At 65.0% G+C, this 19,891-nt stretch carries 17 protein-coding genes and 1 pseudogene; 6 read left to right on the plus strand and 12 right to left on the minus strand.

What is annotated here, in order from left to right; translation table 11 throughout:
• Positions 1-49: 49 nt before the first annotated feature.
• Positions 50-799, minus strand: a complete 750-nt coding sequence (locus HWY05_RS11450; RefSeq protein ID WP_244146584.1) for a sulfite exporter TauE/SafE family protein — start codon at positions 797-799, stop codon at positions 50-52.
• Between the two features lie 160 nt (positions 800-959).
• Here HWY05_RS11450 and HWY05_RS11455 point away from each other — a divergent pair, with 160 nt between their 5' ends.
• Positions 960-1,844 carry a LysR substrate-binding domain-containing protein gene (locus HWY05_RS11455; protein WP_035545672.1) on the plus strand — a complete coding sequence of 295 codons (885 nt, stop codon included), beginning with the start codon at positions 960-962 and terminating at the stop codon, positions 1,842-1,844.
• Between the two features lie 64 nt (positions 1,845-1,908).
• Here HWY05_RS11455 and catA read toward each other — a convergent pair whose 3' ends face one another.
• The 5 genes from catA to HWY05_RS11480 all read right to left on the minus strand — a co-directional run bounded on the left by catA (position 1,909) and on the right by HWY05_RS11480 (position 7,112).
• Complete coding sequence (gene catA, locus HWY05_RS11460; RefSeq protein WP_176058387.1) at positions 1,909-2,817, minus strand: catechol 1,2-dioxygenase; 909 nt, start codon at positions 2,815-2,817, stop codon at positions 1,909-1,911.
• Between the two features lie 96 nt (positions 2,818-2,913).
• A complete protein-coding gene (locus HWY05_RS11465; RefSeq protein ID WP_035545676.1) occupies positions 2,914-4,047 on the minus strand; it encodes a muconate/chloromuconate family cycloisomerase in 1,134 nt (377 codons plus the stop codon).
• 172 nt (positions 4,048-4,219) lie between these two features.
• Complete coding sequence (locus HWY05_RS11470; RefSeq protein WP_176058388.1) at positions 4,220-5,026, minus strand: ATP-binding cassette domain-containing protein; 807 nt, start codon at positions 5,024-5,026, stop codon at positions 4,220-4,222.
• Positions 5,026-6,015, minus strand: a complete 990-nt coding sequence (locus HWY05_RS11475) for an ABC transporter permease (protein WP_051980428.1) — start codon at positions 6,013-6,015, stop codon at positions 5,026-5,028. Before HWY05_RS11475 ends, HWY05_RS11470 begins: the two co-directional genes overlap by 1 nt.
• 8 nt (positions 6,016-6,023) lie before the next feature.
• The gene (locus tag HWY05_RS11480) at positions 6,024-7,112 is read right to left on the minus strand and encodes a sugar ABC transporter substrate-binding protein (protein WP_035545683.1); all 1,089 of its coding nucleotides are present in this window, start codon (positions 7,110-7,112) and stop codon (positions 6,024-6,026) included.
• Positions 7,113-7,486: 374 nt separating this feature from the next.
• Here HWY05_RS11480 and HWY05_RS11485 point away from each other — a divergent pair, with 374 nt between their 5' ends.
• The 5 genes and pseudogenes from HWY05_RS11485 to HWY05_RS11505 all read left to right on the plus strand — a co-directional run bounded on the left by HWY05_RS11485 (position 7,487) and on the right by HWY05_RS11505 (position 13,286).
• A complete protein-coding gene (locus tag HWY05_RS11485; RefSeq protein ID WP_035545685.1) occupies positions 7,487-9,007 on the plus strand; it encodes a diguanylate cyclase in 1,521 nt (506 codons plus the stop codon).
• Between the two features lie 251 nt (positions 9,008-9,258).
• Positions 9,259-10,011 (plus strand): annotated as a pseudogene (locus HWY05_RS11490) (HPP family protein); the annotation flags it as partial.
• Between the two features lie 61 nt (positions 10,012-10,072).
• Complete coding sequence (locus HWY05_RS11495) at positions 10,073-10,489, plus strand: MarR family transcriptional regulator (RefSeq protein ID WP_176058389.1); 417 nt, start codon at positions 10,073-10,075, stop codon at positions 10,487-10,489.
• Between the two features lie 2 nt (positions 10,490-10,491).
• Positions 10,492-12,291, plus strand: coding sequence for a chloride channel protein (locus HWY05_RS11500; RefSeq protein ID WP_176058390.1), 1,800 nt, complete (start codon positions 10,492-10,494; stop codon positions 12,289-12,291).
• Positions 12,292-12,398: 107 nt separating this feature from the next.
• On the plus strand, positions 12,399-13,286 hold the full coding sequence (locus tag HWY05_RS11505; RefSeq protein ID WP_035545692.1) for a LysR family transcriptional regulator: 888 nt from the start codon (positions 12,399-12,401) through the stop codon (positions 13,284-13,286).
• Between the two features lie 38 nt (positions 13,287-13,324).
• On the opposite strand, the gene hypB is transcribed toward HWY05_RS11505, so the two are convergent.
• The 6 genes from hypB to hypF are packed head-to-tail and all read right to left on the minus strand — an operon-like array spanning position 13,325 to position 19,799.
• Entirely contained in the window at positions 13,325-14,251 is a 927-nt protein-coding gene (gene hypB / locus HWY05_RS11510; protein WP_176058391.1) for a hydrogenase nickel incorporation protein HypB, read from the minus strand.
• Positions 14,251-14,580 carry a hydrogenase maturation nickel metallochaperone HypA gene (gene hypA, locus HWY05_RS11515; protein ID WP_035545697.1) on the minus strand — a complete coding sequence of 110 codons (330 nt, stop codon included), beginning with the start codon at positions 14,578-14,580 and terminating at the stop codon, positions 14,251-14,253. Before hypA ends, hypB begins: the two co-directional genes overlap by 1 nt.
• Positions 14,581-14,600: 20 nt before the next feature.
• Positions 14,601-15,704: a hydrogenase expression/formation protein HypE gene (gene hypE / locus HWY05_RS11520; RefSeq protein WP_176058392.1), complete on the minus strand. Its 1,104-nt coding sequence runs from the start codon at positions 15,702-15,704 to the stop codon at positions 14,601-14,603.
• Complete coding sequence (gene hypD, locus HWY05_RS11525) at positions 15,704-17,017, minus strand: hydrogenase formation protein HypD (protein WP_176058393.1); 1,314 nt, start codon at positions 17,015-17,017, stop codon at positions 15,704-15,706. The genes hypE and hypD overlap by 1 nt, the downstream gene beginning before the upstream one ends.
• On the minus strand, positions 17,014-17,337 hold the full coding sequence (locus HWY05_RS11530) for a HypC/HybG/HupF family hydrogenase formation chaperone (protein ID WP_176058394.1): 324 nt from the start codon (positions 17,335-17,337) through the stop codon (positions 17,014-17,016). The genes hypD and HWY05_RS11530 overlap by 4 nt, the downstream gene beginning before the upstream one ends.
• A gap of 56 nt (positions 17,338-17,393) precedes the next feature.
• Entirely contained in the window at positions 17,394-19,799 is a 2,406-nt protein-coding gene (gene hypF / locus HWY05_RS11535; protein WP_176058395.1) for a carbamoyltransferase HypF, read from the minus strand.
• Positions 19,800-19,891: the final 92 nt, after the last annotated feature.

The raw sequence follows: 19,891 nt of genomic DNA on the forward strand, positions 1-19,891 counted from the left end.
GTTTTCACCTCGCCTTCGTTTTGACTGTCGGTTGACTATCGGTCATGGGTTAAACGAGTACACGCGCCATCAGTTGAATGCCGAGCACGAGGAGACAGATAAAGAACCAGCGCCGGAAGGTTTCCGCACCGATGCGCCCGCGTATCCGCTGTCCGATCCACATGCCGAGCAGCGCGGGCACGACCGCGAACAGCGACTCGCGCAGATCGTCGACGGCGAACGCGTGCTCGCGGGCAAGCCCGACCGCGAGCGCGATCGTGGACACGGTGAAGGACAGCCCAAGCGCCTGCACCATGTCTTCCTTCTTCAGCGCAAGACCCTGCAGATAAGGCACCGCCGGCACGGCGAACACGCCAGTGCCGCCGGTGATCACGCCCGTCACCACGCCGACTGCAGGCGACAGCCAGCGCTCGTGTCGCGCCGGCACCGAGAACCGCCAGGCCAGCAGACCGGCGGCCGCATAGAGCGATAACGCGGCGCCCAATCCGACGACGGCCCATGCCCCGCCGCCGCCCGCAATGAACGACGCCGCCGCGATCGTGCCGGCGACGATGCCCAGCATCATCGGCCAGAGCCGTCTGAGCAACGCGCCGACATTCGGCCCCGCGAATAGCTGCCAGACATTCGTGACGAACGACGGCAACAGCAGCATCGCGGCCGCCTGAGCGGGCGGCATCAGCGTGCCGAGCACGGCCATCGCGACGGTCGGCAGTCCCATGCCGGTCACGCCCTTGACGAAGCCGGCGAGCACGAACGTCGCGGCCACCACGCCCGCCCGCATCGCAAACGAAGAGATCATTGGAGAGTTTTAGGGAAGCGATGTCGGCGATTGTCGATTGCGTCAACGCTGCCCACAATGCGTAAGATACGTACCGTGACTTAGGCCAGGACTAAGGCTGAAACCCAGGCCAAGGCCCAGGCTGAACCTTGGCGGCCTGCCCTCTACTACCACGCCCTCCATGCGCTTCGATCTCGTCGACTTACGGCTGTTTCTCTACATCCTCGAAACCGGCAGCATTACCCACGGCGCGGCACGCGCGAACCTGTCGCTGCCGTCGGCGAGCGCGCGGCTGCGCGGCATGGAAGACACGCTCGGCATGCCCCTGCTCGAACGCGGCCGGCGCGGTGTGGAATCGACGCCGACCGGCGACACGCTCGCGCATCACGCGCGGCTCGTGCTCGGTCAGATCGAACGGATGCAGGGCGAACTCGGCGAGCATCAGGAAGGCCGTAAAGCCTGCATTCGCCTGTGGACCAATTCCGCGGCGATCACCGAGTTTCTGCCGTCGCCGATCGGCCGCTTTCTGCGCGATCACCCAAACGTGCAGATCGATCTGAAGGAACGCCAGAGCAGCGAAACGGTGAAAGCGGTGCTGACCGGCGCGGCGGAAATCGGCATCATTTCCGATGCGGTCGAACACGGCGCGTTGCAGACGCTACCGTTCGCGGTCGACAGACTGGTGCTGATCGCGAGCCGCGACGACCCGCTCGCGCAATTGACCCGCACCACGCTGGCGGAGGTTGCCGGGCGGGAATTCATCGGCCTGAGCGCGGACAGCGCGTTGCAGGCCTACCTCGGCGAGCGCGCGCTGATGGCCGGGCGCACGCTCAGTTTCCGCGCCCACATGCGCACCTTCGACGGCGTCTGCTGCATGGTCGAGCAAGGCGCCGGCATCGGCATCGTGTCGGCTGCGGCGGCGCAGCGCTATCGCGGCACGCCCGGCATCGGCACGATCGAACTCGCCGATAGCTGGGCGACCCGCCAGTTGCTGATCTGCATGCGCGACCGGGACGCGATGCCGCGCGCGGAGAAGGCGCTGGTGGAGCATCTGGCGGGAGTTTGACGTTGCACGCTTTGACGTTCCACGCGTTGAGACCTCACGCTTCGAGACCTCACGCGTTGAAGCCTCACGCTTCGGCGCGCACACGCTCCACTTCGGCATCCGGCAGGTTGTCGCGTTCCTTGAACAGCGTGAAGTCGAAATCGATCAGCGCGAACCGACCGTCCACGCCATACGCCTGACCTTCCGCCCCTTCGGCCTGTTTGACGGCCGGCACGAGACCGTCTCGCGTGGCGAACGCGAAGTCGTCCCACAGATACGGATCGCCGTCGATATTGATCTGCGTGGTCAGCTTGCGACAACCGGGCGCGGAAATAAAGAAGTGGATATGCGCCGGACGATGCCCATGCCGACCCAACTGGTCGAGCAGCAACTGCGTCTGTCCTTGCGGCGGCACGCTATAGCCCACGGGTACGACGCTGCGAAAGCTGTACTTACCCTCGGCATCGGTACGAATGGAGCGGCGCAGATTGAAGGCCGGCTGCGATTTGTCGAAGTACGAGTAATTGCCGAGATGGTTCGCGTGCCACACCTCGACCAGCGCATGAGCCAGCGGCTGACCGCCTTCGCCGAGCACACGGCCGCGCATTACCAGCGTCTGGCCCGGATCGGTGCCGTCGTCGAGGCGCGCGTGTCCTTCCGACAGCGGCGCGCCCGCCACATACAACGGACCTTCAATCGTGCGCGGCGTGCCGCCCTCGATGCCCGCCTTCGCTTCCGCTTCGTCCAGCCGCAGATCGAGAAAATGCTCGAAGCCGAGACCCGCGGCCAGCAGACCCAGTTCGCCGCTCTTGCCGGCATCGCCGAGATAGTTCAGCGCGGTCCAGAATTCGTCGGGCTGCACGTCGAGGTCTTCGATCGTATGGAACAGATCGCGCACGATCCGGTGGACGATCTGCTTCGCGCGCGGATTGCCCTCGCGGGTGGCGCTGTCGTTGATCTTTTGCAGCAGGGCGTCGATGGTTTGCGGGTTCATGGGGCATCTCCTTCGTTTGATGTTCGGGATGGCTAGCGGATGAGCCTTCCGTGCGTACTGGTGCGGATAAAGCTGCGGGTAATGCCGGGCGAGGCGCTAATGCGTAGCGCGCCGCAGCCGGTCGATCTTGTCCCAGTCGAGCGCGATGCCGAGACCGGGACCGTCAGGCAGATGCAGCGCGAAATTCTCGTAGCGCAGCGGTTCGGTGAGGATTTCTTCGGTGAGCAGCAAGGGGCCGAACAACTCGGTGCCCCACTTCAGCTCGCCGAAGGTGCTGAAGAGTTGCGCGGAGGCCATCGTGCCCACCGCGCCTTCAAGCATGGTGCCGCCGTAGAGATCGAGATGCGCGGCCGATGCGATCGCGGCCACTTGCGCCGCGCCGGCCAGACCGCCCGACTGCGCGATCTTCACCGCGAAGACGTCGGCGGCGCGCGCGCTCGCGAGGGCGAACGCATCGGCGGGACCGTGCAGCGCTTCGTCGGCCATGATCGGCACGATGGCAAGGTCGGTCAGGCGTTTGAGGCCCGCGCGGTTGTGCGCCGCGATCGGCTGCTCGATCAGCGTCACGCCCGCGTCGGCGAAACGGCGCGCGGCCCAGATCGCTTCGGTTTCGCTCCACGCCTGGTTCACGTCCACCCGCACTTCGCCACGGCTTTCGAGCGCCCGCCCGATCGCGACCACATGCGCGACGTCGTCGGCCAATGCGCGCGCGCCGATTTTCAGTTTGAAAATGCGATGCCGCTTCGCTTCGTAGACGCGCGCGGCTTCGTCGATATCGCGCTGCGTGTCGCCGCTCGCGAGCGTCCAGGCGACCTCGACGGAATCTCGCACGCGGCCGCCGAACAGCTCCGACAAGGGCACGCCGAGGCGCTGCGCCTGCGCGTCGAACAACGCGGTTTCCAGCGCGGATTTCGCAAACCGGTTGCCCTGGAACAATTTGCGCAGCGTCGCCATCGCGGCGCCTGGGCGCGTGGCGTCCCGCCCTTTGAGCAGGGGCGCGAAATAGGTGTCGATATTGATCTTGATGCTCTCGGGGCTCTCCTCGCCATACGCGAGCCCGCCGATGGTGGTGCCTTCACCGACGCCGACGATGCCGTCCGCGCAACGAATGCGCACCAGCACGAGGGTCTGGCAGTTCATCGTCGCGACCGAGAGGCGGTGCGGGCGAATCGTCGGCACGTCGACGAGAATCGTCTCCACGCTGTCGATCTTCACGGGTGCTGCTGTCATGCGTTGTCCTCCTGAACTGCGCGACTGAGGACACCATGGTAGAAACAAACCCGCGAAGCCGTCCAACACCGATTCCGACTACTTTCATACCTTGGCGGTATGGAAGGCGAAGCGTTCAGGGAAGTAGAGCTTCAGGCGGAATCACGCCGCGGCGGCGTAAAAACGGCCAGGATCACGACGCGGCGCTGCGCATTTCCCGATACTCGCGCCGCACGATCTCCATCAGTTCCGCCACCGAGGTACTGGCCGCTTCCCGCTGATAGGTCACGCGGCCGCGCTGCATCAGCATCACGCGATCGGCGATGTCGAGCGTCTGCGCGTAGTTGTGCATGATCATGACGATGGAGAGCCCGCCCTTCTCCTTCAACCGTAAAATCAGGTCGATAATCAGCCCGGCCTCGCGAGCGCCCATGGCCGCGAGCGGTTCGTCGAGCAGCAGAATCCTGGCGTTGGAGTTGACCGCGCGCGCCACCGCGATCGCCTGGCGCTGCCCGCCCGACAACTGCTCGACCGGCAGATCCACTGAAGGCACGTGCACGCCGATCTCGTCGAGACACTCCGCGGCGCGAGCGCGCATCGCGCGATTGTTCAGCAGCCGGAACGGACCCCGGCGGATGATCTCGCGATTCAGGAACATGTTGTGATAGATGCTCAGCGAGTTCGCCAGCGCCAGGTCCTGATACACGCATTCAATGCCCAGCGAGCGCGCGTGATCGACCGAGCGAAGCAGCGTTTCCTCGCCATGCACGAAGAGCTTGCCGCTGGTCTGCTGATGAAAGCCCGTCAGAATCTTGATCAGCGTCGACTTGCCCGCGCCGTTGTCGCCCAGCACGCCGAGTATTTCGCCCTGCCTGAGCGTCAGGCCCACGCCGTCGAGCGCCGTGACCGCGCCGAAACGCTTGACGATATCCTCGCCGCGCAGCGCTTCGGGTGGCACCTCGGGTGGCACCTCGGGTGGCACTCCCGGCAGCGTCGCCATCACAACTCCCCCTTGCGCGCGAGCCGAACCACGTGGATGTTGAAGATCATCGCGGCCAGAATCGCGGCGCCGAGAATCATGTTGAACGTGAACGCGTTGATGCCGATCAGCGTGAACCCATCGTTAAGAATCCCCAGAACCGCCGCGCCGATCAGACCGCCGATGATCGTGCCCGATCCGCCGGCCAGGGGCGTACCGCCAATCACCGCCGCGGCGACCGCGAGGAACATGATCTGGTTGCCGCCCGCCTGCGGATCGATCGAGGTAATCCGGAAGCCTTCGAGAATACCCGTGAAGCCCGCGAGCACCGCCGCGATCACGAAGTTGCCGAGTTTCAGGCGTCGAACGTGAATGCCGGCCTCGCTCGCGCCGAGCGGATTCGCGCCGCCCGCGATGGTATGCAAGCCCCAGCGCGTATGCCGCAACAACACATGCATGATGGCCGCGATCGCGACCGTCCAGATGATTTCGCTGTAACCCCACGCGCCCATGAAGGCGGCGAAATTCGCATTGTCCGGCGGCGACACCGGCGTGCCGCGCGAGATCGTCAGCGTGAAACCGTTGACGAAAAAGAGCGTACCGAGCGTAGTGACAAATGAAGGAATGCGCAGATACACCGTCACCGCGCCATTGATCAACCCCACCAGCGACGCCGCCAGCAGACCGGCAAGCAACGCGGCCCACACCGGCAGACCGGCTTCGGCCGCGAAGTGCATGACGAACGGCGCGAACGCGAACACCATGCCGGCGGACAGATCGATCTCGCCGCCGATCATCAGCATGATTTCGCCGAACGCAATCAGCGCCACCGGCGCGATGAACTGCGACAGGTTTTCCAGGCTCGCGCCCGTCAGCAGGAAGTCATGATTCGCGGTTTCGAAATAGGCGCACAGAATCAGCGCCACCGCGAGAATACGAATCTCGCTGGAACGCCAGATGCGCCTCGACCCGAAGCGCCGGCGTTCGCGCGATGTCGAGGCGTCCGTCACGGAAGACGTCACCCTTTGATCCCACCCGTATGCGGCACGATCTGCGGCTTGGTGCTCTTGCCTTCATACCGCGTCGAGGTGCTCAGATACGGATCGACGCTGCCCTTGGTGACGAATTTCAGACCGGTGTTGACGTTCGCCGGTCCCACCAGCCCGCCGGAAGCGAGAAACACGAAGGCCTGCACCACGGTATAGAAACCTTGCACGTACGGCTGCTGGTCGATCGTGAAGTCGAGAAAGCCGTCGTGGATCAGTTCGACCGTGCGCGGCAACAGATCGAAGCCGCCGCCGTGCACGCCCTTGGACGGCAGGTTCGACGCCTTCATCACTTCGGCCACGCCTTGCGTGCTGCCCGCGTCGACGGCGAACATGCCCTTCAGGTCCTGATGTCCCAGATAGAAGGATTTGATCTTGGAGAGTTCTTCGTTGACCGTCGCGCCGGTCGCGATGGTCTGCACGTCGATCTTCTTGCCGGACTTCCTGATCGCGGCGACCGCGCCGTCGAGTCGCGGCTGAATGTTCAGTTGCCCGGGCGTCGCGATGAAGAGCGCGACCATGCCGCTATCGATCAGGCTCGCAATGCGCTCGCCCATCTGATACCCGGACAGATACAGATCCTGGCCGATGTACGCGAGTCGTGGATTCGACGTGCCTTGCGGCGCATCGGCGTTATAGGCGAATACGGGAATGCCGGCGTCGAGCGCGGCCTGGATCGGTTTGTCGAAGGCTTTCGGATCGACGATCGGCACGGCGATCGCGTCCGCCTTGCCGGCAATGGCCGCGTTGACCGCGTTCACCATCTCGGCGATATCCGCATTCGCGGAGCCGGTCCACTGGTAGTCCATACCGAGTAGAGCCGTGGCGTCCTGAATGCCGTACTGCGTCGGCACGAAGAAAGGATTCGTCGTGACGTGGTTGACGAAGACGATCTTCCAGCGCTTGTGATCCGGAAACGGCCCGCCTTCCGCCGCCTGCGCCACCTGGGTGGCGGCCAGGCCACCGCCCAGCAGTGCCAGCGCCGCGCCAAGGCCCGCGCCTTGCAGCAGTCCGCGGCGTGTGTGTTGTACGTCGCCCTTGTCTTCCTGTTCGTCCGCCATGTCAGTCTCCAGTCGTTCAGTTATGGAATAACTCGCTGTGTGCATGACGGCGCAGGCCAGGAAAGCGCCGGTGCCGGGCTCCACCACACCCACAAACCCGTGTGCATGCGCGTGCGCCAGACAACCCCGAAGAAAATGCTATATCACGTACTTTTGCCCGCTAATCGATGTATACCCTGGACTCGTTAGAGGATTGCGAAGCACGCTTACCGTTAGCCGACGTCCGCCTCAAACAAACGGGAACAGGCGGTTTAAGCCTGATACCATGAGCACCGCATCAGCGAAGCGGGATGCCCGGCAGAGCCTGCCGCCACGGTGTCCTCCTGACGATCGACCCGGCGTCGCCAAAGCCGGGCTTGCGTAGTCCGATAAAGATGATAAAAACGGAAAACGATCTGCTTGCAAACTTCCGGGGGCTCGTCACACGGAAATTCGCGTCGTCGTCGCTACTCGTTGCGGGATGCGGCGCGGTGATCGCAATCGTCATGGTCGGGTTATGCGGAATCGTGCTTTACCAGAGCCGCCAGGACACGCTCGATCACACCCGCGAGACCTTGCGCGATATCGCGCTGATCGCCGAACGCGACATAGAACGCAATTTCGAGCTTTACGACCTCTCGCTGCAAGCCGTGGTCGACAACGTCAAGGACCCGGAGGTCATGGCGCTGTCGCCGAGAATGCGCCGTGAGGTGCTGTTCGACCGGGCTGCCAGCGCCAAATATCTGGGCTCGATCCTCGTGCTCGATGCCAAGGCCAATATCGTGATCGATTCCGGCGGCGACGTGCCGCGCCACGGCAATTTCGCCGACAGAAAATACTTCACCGTTCACCGCGACAACCCAAATGTTGGTACGTACGTCAGCGATCCTTACGAGTCGCGCCTGAGAGGCGGTTCGCCGAGTATCGCGCTGACCCGGCGCATTTCGAATCCCGACGGCTCGTTCGGCGGCATCGTGCTGCTGGCGGTCAATCTCGAGTATTTCCACGCGCTGTTCGCGGGGCTTTCGCTGGGGCCGCACGGTTCGCTGTCGCTGATCGGCAAAGACGGCGTGATGGTGATGCGACAGCCTTACGATTACAAGATTATCGGCCGCGATATCCGCAAAGCCAGCACCTTCCGTCATTTCATGGCGGCCAACGAAGGCAGTTTCGAAGACACCGCGTCGATCGACGGGGTTCGGCGCCTCTACTGGTTCAGGAATTTCCCCAACACGCCGATGATCATCATGGCCGCCGCCGCGGAAGATGACATCTACGCGAACTGGCGCCGCCGCGCGCTGACGATCGGGTCGCTGATGGTCGTGTTCGGTTCGGTGTTTATCGGCTTGACCTCGCTGCTCGGCATCCAGTTGCGGCGGCGCATGCGCGCGGAGTCGGAATTGCGCCTGCTGGCGCGAACCGACGGTCTGACGGGTTTGAACAATCGCCGCAGCCTCGGCGAGATTCTCGATACGGAATGGCGCCGCGCGAAACGCACCCGCAGCATGGTGTCGCTGCTGTTCGTCGATATCGACCGGTTCAAGTCGTACAACGATACCTACGGCCACCAGGCCGGCGACGATGCGCTAGCCGCCGTGGCGCGCTGCATTACCGACAGCATCCGGCGGCCGGCGGATACCGCCGCGCGTTACGGCGGCGAGGAATTTATCGTCGTGTTGCCCGATACGCCGGCGGAAGGCGCAACGGAAATCGCGGAACGGATTCGCAACGCCATTTCCGAATGCGCGATCGAACACGCCGGCAGCGAATATGGACGCGTGACCGCGAGTATCGGTGCGGTCAGTTGCGAGCCCCAGCGCGACGACGAAGTGACCGCCGTAATCAAAGCCGCGGACGAAGCGCTCTATGACGCCAAAGCGAGCGGGCGCAATAAGGTGTCAATGTCGCGGGTGTAGCGGTCGAATTCGGGCGCGTGCGACGGCGCCCGGCAAGCGCGCATATAGATCATGTTGTGATAGATGAGCCAACGGCTCGCCCTTCGCGAAACGCCAGGCCGCTGCTTAGTGGCCCAAAAAGGCCACGACAGGCCCGCCAGCAATTTATATCACATTGACATATAATTGCGGCCACCGCGCCTTCGCGTTGCCGGGTTTTCTTCGGCAATTTCGCGCCCGGCATTGTCTTCAACCTCGCTCGTCCCTACACCGTGTTCCATTCCGTCGCGCTTCGCTGGCTGGCCCGTTTTATCCCCGCACCGGTTTCCGTGCGATGGCAGGAGCGCGTGCGTTCCTGTCTCGGCGCGCTGATCGGCATCGCTTTCACCAGCGGCTCCATGCGCCTGCTGCTCGGGCCCACGGCGAACATTCCGTTGCTGGTCGCGCCAATGGGCGCCTCCGCCGTGCTGCTGTTCGCCGTGCCCGCGAGCCCGCTGGCGCAGCCCTGGTCGCTGATCGGCGGCAATCTCGTTTCTGCCGCAATCGGTGTGACCTGCGCCAGCCTGATCGGCGACCCGACGCTCGCCGCCGCGTTGGCCGTCGCGCTGTCGATCTGCGGCATGTTCGCGCTGCGCTGCGTTCACCCGCCGTCAGGCGCGGTGGCGTTGACGGCAGTGCTGGGCGGCCCCGCCATTCACGCGCTGGGCTACCGCTTCGTGCTGGAGCCAATAGCGATCCAGTCGGCCGCGCTGCTGGCGGCGGCGCTGGCTTATCACGTCGCCACCGGCCACCGCTACCCGCACGCGCACCGGCCGAGCCGCGCCGCGACCGGCAACGCCGTCGGCGAACCGCCGCACGCCGGCTTTACCCGCGCGGATTTCGAAGCGGTGCTGAAGCGTCGCAGTGAAATGCTGGACATCGACCCGGACGATCTCGAAGCGCTGCTGCATGAAGTGGAGCTTCAGGCCATGTCGCGCGGTTTCAACGGCAACGCGCAAAGCATGCAAAACGTGCAAAGCGCGAACGGAGCGGCCGCGCAAGCCGTTGCATCATCACGTGACACGAATTCGAACCAGCAGACACGCCATGAAAGCACGCACTAACGGCTTGAAAAAAACCGACTTCGAGCAACTGTCGGAGTTTCGCTACCAGATGCGCCGCTTCGAACGCTTCTCCGAACAGGCCGCGCAGAGCGAAGGCATCACGCCGCTGCAGTATCTGCTGCTGCTGCATATCAAGGGCTATCCGGAGCGCGACTGGGCGAGCGTCGGCGAACTGGCGGAACGCTTGCAGTCGCAACATCACGGCGTGGTCGCGCTGGTGTCGCGTTGCGAAGCGCTCAATCTGGTGCGCCGCCAGGTCAGCGAAACCGATCGCCGCCAGGTGGAAGTGCATCTCGAGAAAGCCGGTGAACAGGTGCTGGCGCGACTGGCGGAATTGCACCGGGCGGAGTTGAAATCGCTGCAGGGCGCGTTCCAGGTTCCACAGATCGACTACGAGTAATCATGAGCACAGCCTCACACAAGCGCGATTTTGCAGCCAACGCGCGGCTGCCCGGCATTTTTGCGTTGGCCGCGTGCATCGGCGCGGTCAGTACGCTCGCGGCGTACGCCCTGCTGAATCTGATTCGCCTGTTCACCAATCTGTTCTTCTTCGGCACGCTGTCGTTCGTCGAACGCTCGCCGGCTGGAAATACGCTCGGTCTTTGGGTGATCGGCGTGCCGGCGGTGGGCGGTCTGATCGTCGGTCTGATCGCCCGTTACGGTTCCGAGAAAATTCGCGGCCACGGTATTCCGGAGGCGATCGAAGCCATCCTGTTCGGCAAGAGCCGCATGTCGCCGAAAGTGGCACTGCTCAAGCCGTTGTCGTCCGGTATCGTGATCGGCAGCGGCGGGCCGTTCGGTGCGGAAGGCCCGATCATCATGACCGGCGGCGCACTCGGCTCGCTGATCGCGCAATGCGTGAAGGTCACCGCGGCGGAGCGCAAGACGCTGCTGGTTGCCGGCGCCGCGGCCGGCATGACCGCCGTGTTCGGCACACCCGTAGCGGCCGTGCTGCTGGCGGTCGAACTGTTGCTGTTCGAATGGCGGCCACGCAGCTTCCTGCCGGTGGCGATCGCCTGCGCGGTGGCCGGTTTCGCTCGCGCGCTGTGCTTCGGCGCGGGCCCGCTCTTTCCGCTCGAAACCGCGGTGCCGGATAGCTGGGCGCTGCTGTCCTGCGTGATTGCCGGCTTGCTGTCAGGCGCGCTCGCGTCCGGGCTTTCCGCGGCGTTGTACAAGACCGAAGATCTGTTCGGCAAGCTGCCGGTTCACTGGATGTGGTGGCCCGCACTCGGTGGGGTTGTGGTCGGTATCGGCGGCTGGCTCGAACCGCGTGCGCTCGGTGTCGGCTACGACGTGATCGGCGACCTGCTGCATCAGCACATCGCATTGCAAATCGCCCTGCTGCTGCTCGCCGTGAAGGCGGTGATGTGGGTCGTCGCGCTCGGCTCCGGCACTTCCGGCGGCGTGCTCGCGCCGCTATTGATGCTCGGCGCCGGCCTCGGCACGGTGCTGTCGCACTGGCTGCCGGGCAACCAGCCGGCGCTGTGGCCGCTCGTCTGCATGGCCTCCACGCTGGGCGCCACGCTCGGTGCTCCGTTGACGGCGATCGTGTTCGCTTTCGGCCTGACTCATGACAGCAATGCGCTGCTGCCGCTGTTGACGGCCACGCTGATCGCGCATGGTTTTTCGACGGTGGTCATGCGCCGTTCGATCATGACGGAGAAAATCGCCCGGCGCGGGTATCACATCTATCGCGAGTACGGCGTCGATCCGCTCGAACGTCATTACGTCGACGAGGTCATGACGGCCACCGTCGACTCGATCGATGCCAGCATGACGGTCGGCGCGGCACTGAACGCGTATTTCGGCGCCGGCCAGTCGCGTCGCGCTTATCCGGTCACACGCGACGGCGCGGTGATCGGTGTGGCCGACCGGGCAACACTCGACCGCTTCTGTCGCGACGATGAAGCTCTTGCACGCGCGGCGACACTCGCCGACGTGTTCGCTCAAACGGCGCCGGTCTTTGCGTTGTCGTCCGAAACCTGCCGGCTCGTCGCCACGCGGCTGGCCGTGCAGGGACTCGAACGGCTGCCCGTGGTGGCCGACGGCAAGACCTTGCGCCTCGTGGGCATCGTATCGCGCAGCGACCTGGTGAAGCCGTCGTTGAGCCACTTCGAAGAAGAACACAAGCGGGAACGTTTCAGAAGGCCCGTCCCGATGCCGGCCAGGCGACGTTTTGCGGCGGGTCGCAAAGCCGGCTGAAGGCAACCGCCGCCCGCGCCGTGCGGGAATCTGCGCGGCAAACCGCGTGGCAAATTGCGTAACAAACCGCGGCAATCGATCAGCGCACCTCTCCCTCAGGGATCTGCATGGAACTTCGTCAACTGCGTTACTTCATCGCGGTCGCGGAAGAAATGAACATCACGCGGGCGGCGAATCGTCTGCATATGACGCAGCCGCCGCTGAGCCGCCAGATCCAGCAGATCGAGGAAAGCGTCGGCTTGCCGTTGTTCGAACGCGGCGCGCGGCCGTTGCGGCTCACGGAAGCCGGGCGGATTTTCTACGCGCAGGCCAGGCGCCTGATCGACGATGCCGACGAACTCGCGCCGCTCACCCGGCGTCTCGCGCAACTGGCCGAACGTATCGTGATCGGCTTCGTGCCGTCGACGCTCTACGGCGCGCTACCCGCCGTGATCCGCGCGTTTCGCGAGGCCGCGCCGCAGATCGAGCTGTCGCTGATCGAGATGTTTACGATCGAACAGCTCGGCGCGCTCAAGGGCGGACGGATCGATGTGGGCTTCGGCCGCCTGCGTTTCGATGACGCGCAACTGGCGCGCGAGGTGCTCGTCGAAGAACGGATGATCGCCGCGTTGCCGCAAGGCCATCCGCTCGCGAAGCAGAAGAAGGCCGTGACGCTGGCCGCGCTCGCGGCGGAAACCTTGATCGTCTATCCGAGTACGCCGCGGCCGAGCTACGCGGACCAGCAACTCTCCGCGCTGCACGATCATGCGCTGGAGCCGAAAGCGATTCATGAAGTGCGGGAATTGCAGACCGCGCTGGGTCTGGTGGCCGCGCAGGTAGGCGTGTGCCTCGTGCCGGAAAGCGTGGAAGGCTTGCGCGCGCATGGCGTGGTGTATCGGCCGATTCCGGCGGCCAACGTGGTCTCGCCGATCATCATGAGCCGCCGCTTGCAGGATGAATCGCCGGCGACCACGCTGCTGTGCTCGCTCGCACGAGAACTGTTCAAAAAGAGCTGACTCGAAGACCTGCCCCAACGACCTGACGCGCCGCGTTTTCAGCGCGCGGCGGCATGCGGCGCGGCGTCCGCCGTCAGCGTGCGCAGCCAGCCGTACCATCCGTCCATGCCCTCGCCCGTCTGCGCCGACACCTGAAGAATCCGCATGCGCGGATTGACGCGTCTGGCGTAGTCGATGCAACGCTCGACATCGAACCGCATGTGCGGTAACAGATCAATCTTGTTCAACAGCAGTAACGAACAGGCCTGGAACATGTGCGGGTATTTGACCGGCTTGTCCTCGCCTTCCGTCACCGACAGAATCAGCACCTTGGCGGCTTCACCGAGATCGAACAGCGCCGGGCACACCAGATTGCCGACGTTCTCGATCATCACGACCGAATGCAACGGCGGGTCGAGTTGCGTCAGTGCCCGCGCGGCCATGGCGGCGTCCAGATGGCATCCCGTCCCCGTGTTGATCTGCACCACGCGGGCGCCGGTCGCGCGAATCCGTTCGGCGTCGTTGAGCGTGGCTTGATCGCCTTCGATAACCGACATCGGCAACGTGTCGCCCAGGTCGCGGATCGTCCGTTCGAGCAGCGTGGTTTTGCCCGAACCGGGAGAGCTCATCAGGTTGAGCGCCACGATCGAACGGCCCGCCAGCCAGCCGCGATTGCGTTCGGCCAGTAGCTGGTTTTTCGCCAGGATGCCCTGCTCCAGGGTGATCGTCGCGCCGTGTTCGTCGTGGCGATGCGGCGTGTGGTCGTGCTCGTGCGTGTGCTCATGATCGTGTTCGTGAGGATGCGTGTGCGGATGCTCATGCGCGTGCGCGTGCGGATGAGCATGCCCATGCGCCCCCTCATCCACCCGCCGATAAACCGTCTCAACCGCCCCAGCCGCCCCCACCGCCGCCGGCTTCGTCTGCGCATCCAGATCGGTCACGGCCGCCGCACGCCCCGTCTCCGAGCACCCGCATGTCGTACACATCACACCACCTCCATCTGCCGGATTTTCAACTGCTGGCCGGCGATCAACTCGAGATCCTCGCTACCGCACGCACACTGTCCGAACGGCACGTCGACGACGAGCGTCGCGCCGCAGGCGAGGCACTTCGCCTGCCCCGGAATTTCGACGATCTCCAGCGTGGCGCCTTCGAGCGCCGTATCTTTCGCGCACACGTCGAAACAGAAGCGGATCGCCTCCGGCATCACCGCCGAGAGTTGCCCGATCTCCAGCGTGACCCGTCTGACGCGCGCACCGTGCGCCTGCTCCGCGCAAATCTCGACGACACTGGTGGCGATACTCAACTCGTGCATGAGACGCTCCCGGCGTGTCGTCAGCAGATGCGCGGCAATTGCTCGCCCACCAGCATATCGACGATACGTTGCCCGCCGAACGTGGTCTGCATCACCACGAGGCTTTCATCCGCGCTTTCGTCGCACGCTTCGACCGTGCCGATCACCGCCGCCTCGCGGCCGGCCGGATGCGCGCGCATCGCCGCCAGCACCTGCTGCGCGGCATCGGCGGGCACCACGGCGACCAGCTTGCCTTCGTTCGCCAGATAGAGCGGGTCCAGACCGAGAATTTCGCACGCGCCCTGCACCGGCTCGCGCAGCGGCAATGCGGTTTCGTCCAGCCGTATCCTCACGCGCGAGCTCTGCGCGAACTCGTTCAACACGGTCGCGACACCGCCGCGCGTCGCATCGCGCAAACAGTGGATTCGCGGGCACGCGTCGAGCATCGTCGCGATCAGTCCGTTGAGGGGACAACAATCGCTTTCAATGTCGGCGTCGAGCGCAAGCTGCTGGCGCGCCACCAGAATCGCGGCGCCATGATCGCCGAGAAAACCGTTGACGATCACCACGTCGCCGGGCCGCGCATTGCGCGCCGAAATCGACACGTCGCGACGCACCACGCCAATCCCCGCCGTGTTGACGAACAGCTTGTCGGCGCAACCCCGCTCCACCACTTTGGTATCGCCCGTGACGATCGCGACGCCGGCTTCGCGCGCGATCCGTTGCATGCTCGCGGCGACGCGCCGTAGTACGTCGACGGCGAGCCCTTCTTCGATTACCACCGCGCACGACAGATACAGCGGCGTGGCCCCGCAGACCGCCAGATCGTTGACCGTGCCCGATACGGCGAGCGTGCCGATGTCGCCGCCGGGAAAGAACAGCGGGTCGACGACATAGCTGTCGGTCGTAAAAGCGAGGCGGTCGCCGCGTGTGGCGAGATCGGCCAGCGCGAACACCGCCTGATCTTCGAGCGCGGCCAGCGTCGGATTGTCGAAGGCCGACACGAACACGTCTTCGATCAGATCGCGCATGGCGCGTCCACCGCTGCCGTGCGCGAGATTGACGGCGACGTCGTTCACGCGGCGCCGCTGACGCACGCGCCGCGGCTCGCCCGGTTCGATGGAAACAGCCACCCGGTCGTTCATCACGCGCCTCGCGCGATCGAAGCGGCCAGCGTGTCCGCCGTCAAGACAGGCTCCGCGATCGCGCTAACGGTGTTGCTTGCGGCCCCTGCGCCGACGCGTTCCGCCGTGCTCGCAGCGCTCGCACCGAGGCACGCAGCGGCCGCCTCGCCTATCTCGCCCCCTGCCGCCTGCCGCGCACGACGCCGTTCCTCGATCGCAGATACATCGATACGCCCGTAGTTGTAATACGCCGCGCAAGCGCCTTCGCTCGACACCATCAGCGCCCCGAGCGGCGACTCCGGCGTGCACGCGGTGCCGAACACCTTGCATTGATGCGGCCGGATCAAGCCCTTGAGCACCTCGCCGCATTGACACGCCTTCGGATCGGCCACGCTCAGATTCGGCATCGCGAACTTGCGCTCCGCGTCGAAGCCCGCGAACGCCTCGCGCACCCTGACACCGGAACGATCGATCGACCCAAGCCCACGCCACTCGAAGAACTCGCGCGTCTCGAACACCTGATTCACCGCCGACAACGCCTGTGCATTGCCGTCCTCCGGCACGATCCGGCCGTATTGATTCTCGACCTCGCAACGGCCCTCGGCAATCTGCCGGATCACCATCCACATGGATTGCAGGACGTCGAGCGGTTCGAAGCCCGCCACCGTAATCGGCTTGCGATACTCGCGAGCAATGAAATCGTAGGGTCGCGTACCGATCACCATGCTGACGTGTCCCGGTCCGAGAAAACCGTCGAGCTGCAAATCCGGCGCATCGAGAATCGCCTTGATGGTCGGAATGATCGTGATGTGATTGCAGAACAGCGAGAAATTCGTGATCTTGCGCGCGTGCGCCTGCAACACGGTCATCGCGGTGCTCGGCATGGTCGTCTCGAAGCCGAGACCGAAGAAGATCACCTCGCGGTCCGGATTGAGTTGCGCGATTTTCAGCGCATCCAGCGGCGAATAGACCATCCGCACATCGGCGCCGTCGGCCTTTGCTTTGAGCAGGCTCTTCTTCGAACCGGGCACGCGCATCGCGTCGCCGAAGGTCGTGAAAATCACCTCGGGCCGCTCGGCCAGCGCCACGCAGTCATCCACTCGGCCGATCGGCAGCACGCACACCGGACAACCGGGGCCATGCACGAATTCCACCGTGTCGGGCAGCAGTTGCTGGATGCCATAGCGAAAAATCGTATGGGTATGGCCGCCGCACACTTCCATGATCTGCAGCGGCCGCTGCTTCACGCGCTCGATGCGCGACACCAGCGCGCGGATCTCTCTCGCCAGCGTCCGGGCTTTATCCGGATCGCGAAACTCGTCGACGTATTTCATGGCGCGCGACTCCCTTCGGTGCGCATCTCGTCCGTCTGGTTCATCTCGTCCGTCTGGCTCATCTCGTCCATCTCGCCTTGCGCGACGCCCAGCTCGTGCAGTAACGCGAGCGTGCGGGCCGCTTCCTGCTCGTCGAGCCGGCTCATTGCAAAACCGACATGCACCAGCACCCACTCGCCGACACAGGCACTGGCGGGCCGGTCGTCGTCGATCACGAAGGCGATGTTGATCACGCGTCGCACGCCGCCCACATTCACGAGCGCAAGATCGTTCGCCGCGTCCGTCACTTCGACGATCTGTCCTGGGATTCCCAAGCACATGTCCCTCTCCCCTTAGCGCGCTCATGCAGCATCCCGCCAGCGCGATTCAACGCGATTCAACGCCCTCGCGCCGCCGCCACGACCGCCTGGCCAAGCGACAAGCCACCGTCGTTAGCCGGCATCTGCCGATGCGTGAGCACCCGAAACCCGGCCGCGTCGAGGCGCGTCACGACCTGCTCGAACAGCACGCGATTCTGGAACACGCCGCCCGACAGCGCGACGCTGCGGGTATCCGCGGGACCGCTCAGCAGATCGGCCAGACCTTCCACCATCCGTTCGATCGCGATGGCAAGACCCTTGTGAAAACGTACCGCGATCAGCGGCGCCGGCACACCACGCAGCAGATCGTCGAGCAGCGCTTCCCACATGGAGCGCGGCTCGATGCAGCGCAGGCCGTCCGGCACGGTGCTGACGATTTCGAACGGGTACGCATGGGCGTCGCTGTCGTCGCGCAGCGCGCGCGGATCGACCAGCGCCTCCAGTTCGATCGCGGCCTGACCTTCGTAAAGCACGCGCTCGCGACAGATCCCCACGGTGGCCGCGACGGCGTCGAACAGGCGCCCCGCGGAACTCGATAGCGGGCTGTTCACGCGCTGCGCAATCATCGTATCGAGCGCGGCACGTGGCCGGCGGCTCAGGAACCTCACGATATCGAGGCCGCCGTATTGCCGTGTCAGACCTTGCCAGTCGAAGGCCGCGCGCAACTGCGCGTATGCGTTGCGCCACGGCTCGTCGATCGCGCGTGTGCCGCCCGGCATCGCCACCGGTTTGAGGCGGCCGAGGCGCGTGTAGCTGCGGTAATCCGCTAGCATGAATTCGCCGCCCCACAGCGTGCCGTCGTCGCCGTAACCGAGACCGTCGAGCGCGACGCCGAGCATCGGCAACGCGTCGAACGGCACGCCGTTTTCGGCCATACAGGCCGCCAGATGCGCGTGATGATGCTGCACCTCGACCACCGGAACCTGCATGGCTTGCGCGAGCTCGTAGCCGATCTTGCGCGACAGGTACTCGGGGTGAGAATCGAGCGCGATGACTTCCGGCTCATGGTCGAACAGGCGCAGATACTGGGCGATCGCGCGGCGATAGTCCGCATACGTCAACGCGTCGGCCAGATCGCCGAGATGATGCGAGACGATCGCCTGCGTATCGCGCGCCACACAGAAGGTGTTCTTCAGTTCGCCGCCCATCGCCAGCACGGCGGGCGTGTCGGCGAAACCTTCGGGCAAGAGCAGCGGCGCGGGCGCGTAACCGCGCGCGCGGCGCACCATGCGCGGCGTCCCCTGCACCACCCGCGCGACCGAATCGTCGACCCGTCTGGCGATGTCGCGATCGTGCATCAGAAAGACATCGGCGATACGGCCGAGACGCGCGCGTGCATTGGCATTGTCGACACAGGGCGGCTCGTCGCTGGTGTTGCCGCTCGTCACCACCAGCGCGCCCTCGATCGATTCCATCAGCAAACGGTGCAGCGGCGTGGACGGCAGCATGAAGCCGAGCGTGCCGACACCCGGCGCGACGCTCGCCGCGACGCATTCGGGGCCATTGGCGCGCAGGATCACGATCGGGCCAGCGGCATTCGCCAGCAGCTCGCGTTCGGTCTGGTTGGGCGTGCAATAGCGGCGCACGGCTTGCAGGTCGCGCGCCATCAGCGCGAACGGTTTGCGCTCGCGGCGTTTGAGGCGCCGCAAACGTGCGACGGCGACTTCGTCGGCGGCGTCGCAGGCCAGTTGAAACCCGCCTAACCCTTTGATCGCGACGATCGAGCCGTGCCGCAGCAGCAGACTGGCCGCGCGGCACGGATCGTCGCCTTCGACGCGGCGGCCGCCGTCGCGCGTTTCCAGCCAGACGCGCGGACCGCACGCCGGGCAGGCCACCGGCTGCGCGTGAAAGCGCCGGTCGGCGGGATCGTCGTATTCCGCGCGGCACGCGTCGCACATCGCGAATGCGGCCATCGTGGTGTTGGCGCGATCGTACGGAATGGCCTGCACGATCGACAGGCGCGGCCCGCAATGCGTGCAGTTGGTGAACGGATAACGGTAGCGGCGGTTGGCCGGGTCCGCGATATCCGCCGCGCAGTCGGCGCACACCACCGCGTCCGGCGTCACGCCGGTGTGAACCGGACCACCCTCGCTCGGCACGATCCGGAAGTCGCTCGCCTCGGCCGCCTCGTTCAGTTGATGCCGCTCGATCGCGTCGATACGCGCAAGCGGCGGGCACTCGGTGCTCAGACTTTCGATGAACCGCTGCAGCGTCCACGCGTCGCCCCACGCGTGAATCAGCACGCCGTCGCTGTCGTTGCGCACGTCGCCGACCACGCCGCAAGCGTGCGCGATCCGCCACACGGTAGGCCGGAAGCCGACGCCCTGCACCAGCCCGCGCACGCGGATTTCTTCCCCCGGCGGCCCGCTCAACGGCGGAAGCTGGGTTGAACTGGGTCCAGCAGGCTGTGCATGTGTGCTCATCGCCACCTCCCCGGCAGCTATCGTCTACATGTTGCGGATGCGGATATAGCGCTTGATGTCCTTCATATTCGCCAGCACGCCGACCACCAACG

Origin of the sequence: Paraburkholderia sp. BCC1876, from assembly GCF_902833695.1 — a bacterium.
In the GTDB taxonomy this organism is placed as follows: domain Bacteria; phylum Pseudomonadota; class Gammaproteobacteria; order Burkholderiales; family Burkholderiaceae; genus Paraburkholderia.

Coding starts and splice junctions, on each gene's coding strand:
- HWY05_RS11450 (WP_244146584.1), bottom strand. CDS start 799: ATGATCTCTTCGTTTGCGATGCGGGCGGGCGTGGTGGCCGCGACGTTC.
- HWY05_RS11455 (WP_035545672.1), top strand. CDS start 960: ATGCGCTTCGATCTCGTCGACTTACGGCTGTTTCTCTACATCCTCGAA.
- catA (WP_176058387.1), bottom strand. CDS start 2,817: ATGAACCCGCAAACCATCGACGCCCTGCTGCAAAAGATCAACGACAGC.
- HWY05_RS11465 (WP_035545676.1), bottom strand. CDS start 4,047: ATGACAGCAGCACCCGTGAAGATCGACAGCGTGGAGACGATTCTCGTC.
- HWY05_RS11470 (WP_176058388.1), bottom strand. CDS start 5,026: ATGGCGACGCTGCCGGGAGTGCCACCCGAGGTGCCACCCGAGGTGCCA.
- HWY05_RS11480 (WP_035545683.1), bottom strand. CDS start 7,112: ATGGCGGACGAACAGGAAGACAAGGGCGACGTACAACACACACGCCGC.
- HWY05_RS11485 (WP_035545685.1), top strand. CDS start 7,487: ATGATAAAAACGGAAAACGATCTGCTTGCAAACTTCCGGGGGCTCGTC.
- HWY05_RS11495 (WP_176058389.1), top strand. CDS start 10,073: ATGAAAGCACGCACTAACGGCTTGAAAAAAACCGACTTCGAGCAACTG.
- HWY05_RS11500 (WP_176058390.1), top strand. CDS start 10,492: ATGAGCACAGCCTCACACAAGCGCGATTTTGCAGCCAACGCGCGGCTG.
- HWY05_RS11505 (WP_035545692.1), top strand. CDS start 12,399: ATGGAACTTCGTCAACTGCGTTACTTCATCGCGGTCGCGGAAGAAATG.
- hypB (WP_176058391.1), bottom strand. CDS start 14,251: ATGTGTACGACATGCGGGTGCTCGGAGACGGGGCGTGCGGCGGCCGTG.
- hypA (WP_035545697.1), bottom strand. CDS start 14,580: ATGCACGAGTTGAGTATCGCCACCAGTGTCGTCGAGATTTGCGCGGAG.
- hypE (WP_176058392.1), bottom strand. CDS start 15,704: ATGAACGACCGGGTGGCTGTTTCCATCGAACCGGGCGAGCCGCGGCGC.
- hypD (WP_176058393.1), bottom strand. CDS start 17,017: ATGAAATACGTCGACGAGTTTCGCGATCCGGATAAAGCCCGGACGCTG.
- HWY05_RS11530 (WP_176058394.1), bottom strand. CDS start 17,337: ATGTGCTTGGGAATCCCAGGACAGATCGTCGAAGTGACGGACGCGGCG.
- hypF (WP_176058395.1), bottom strand. CDS start 19,799: ATGAGCACACATGCACAGCCTGCTGGACCCAGTTCAACCCAGCTTCCG.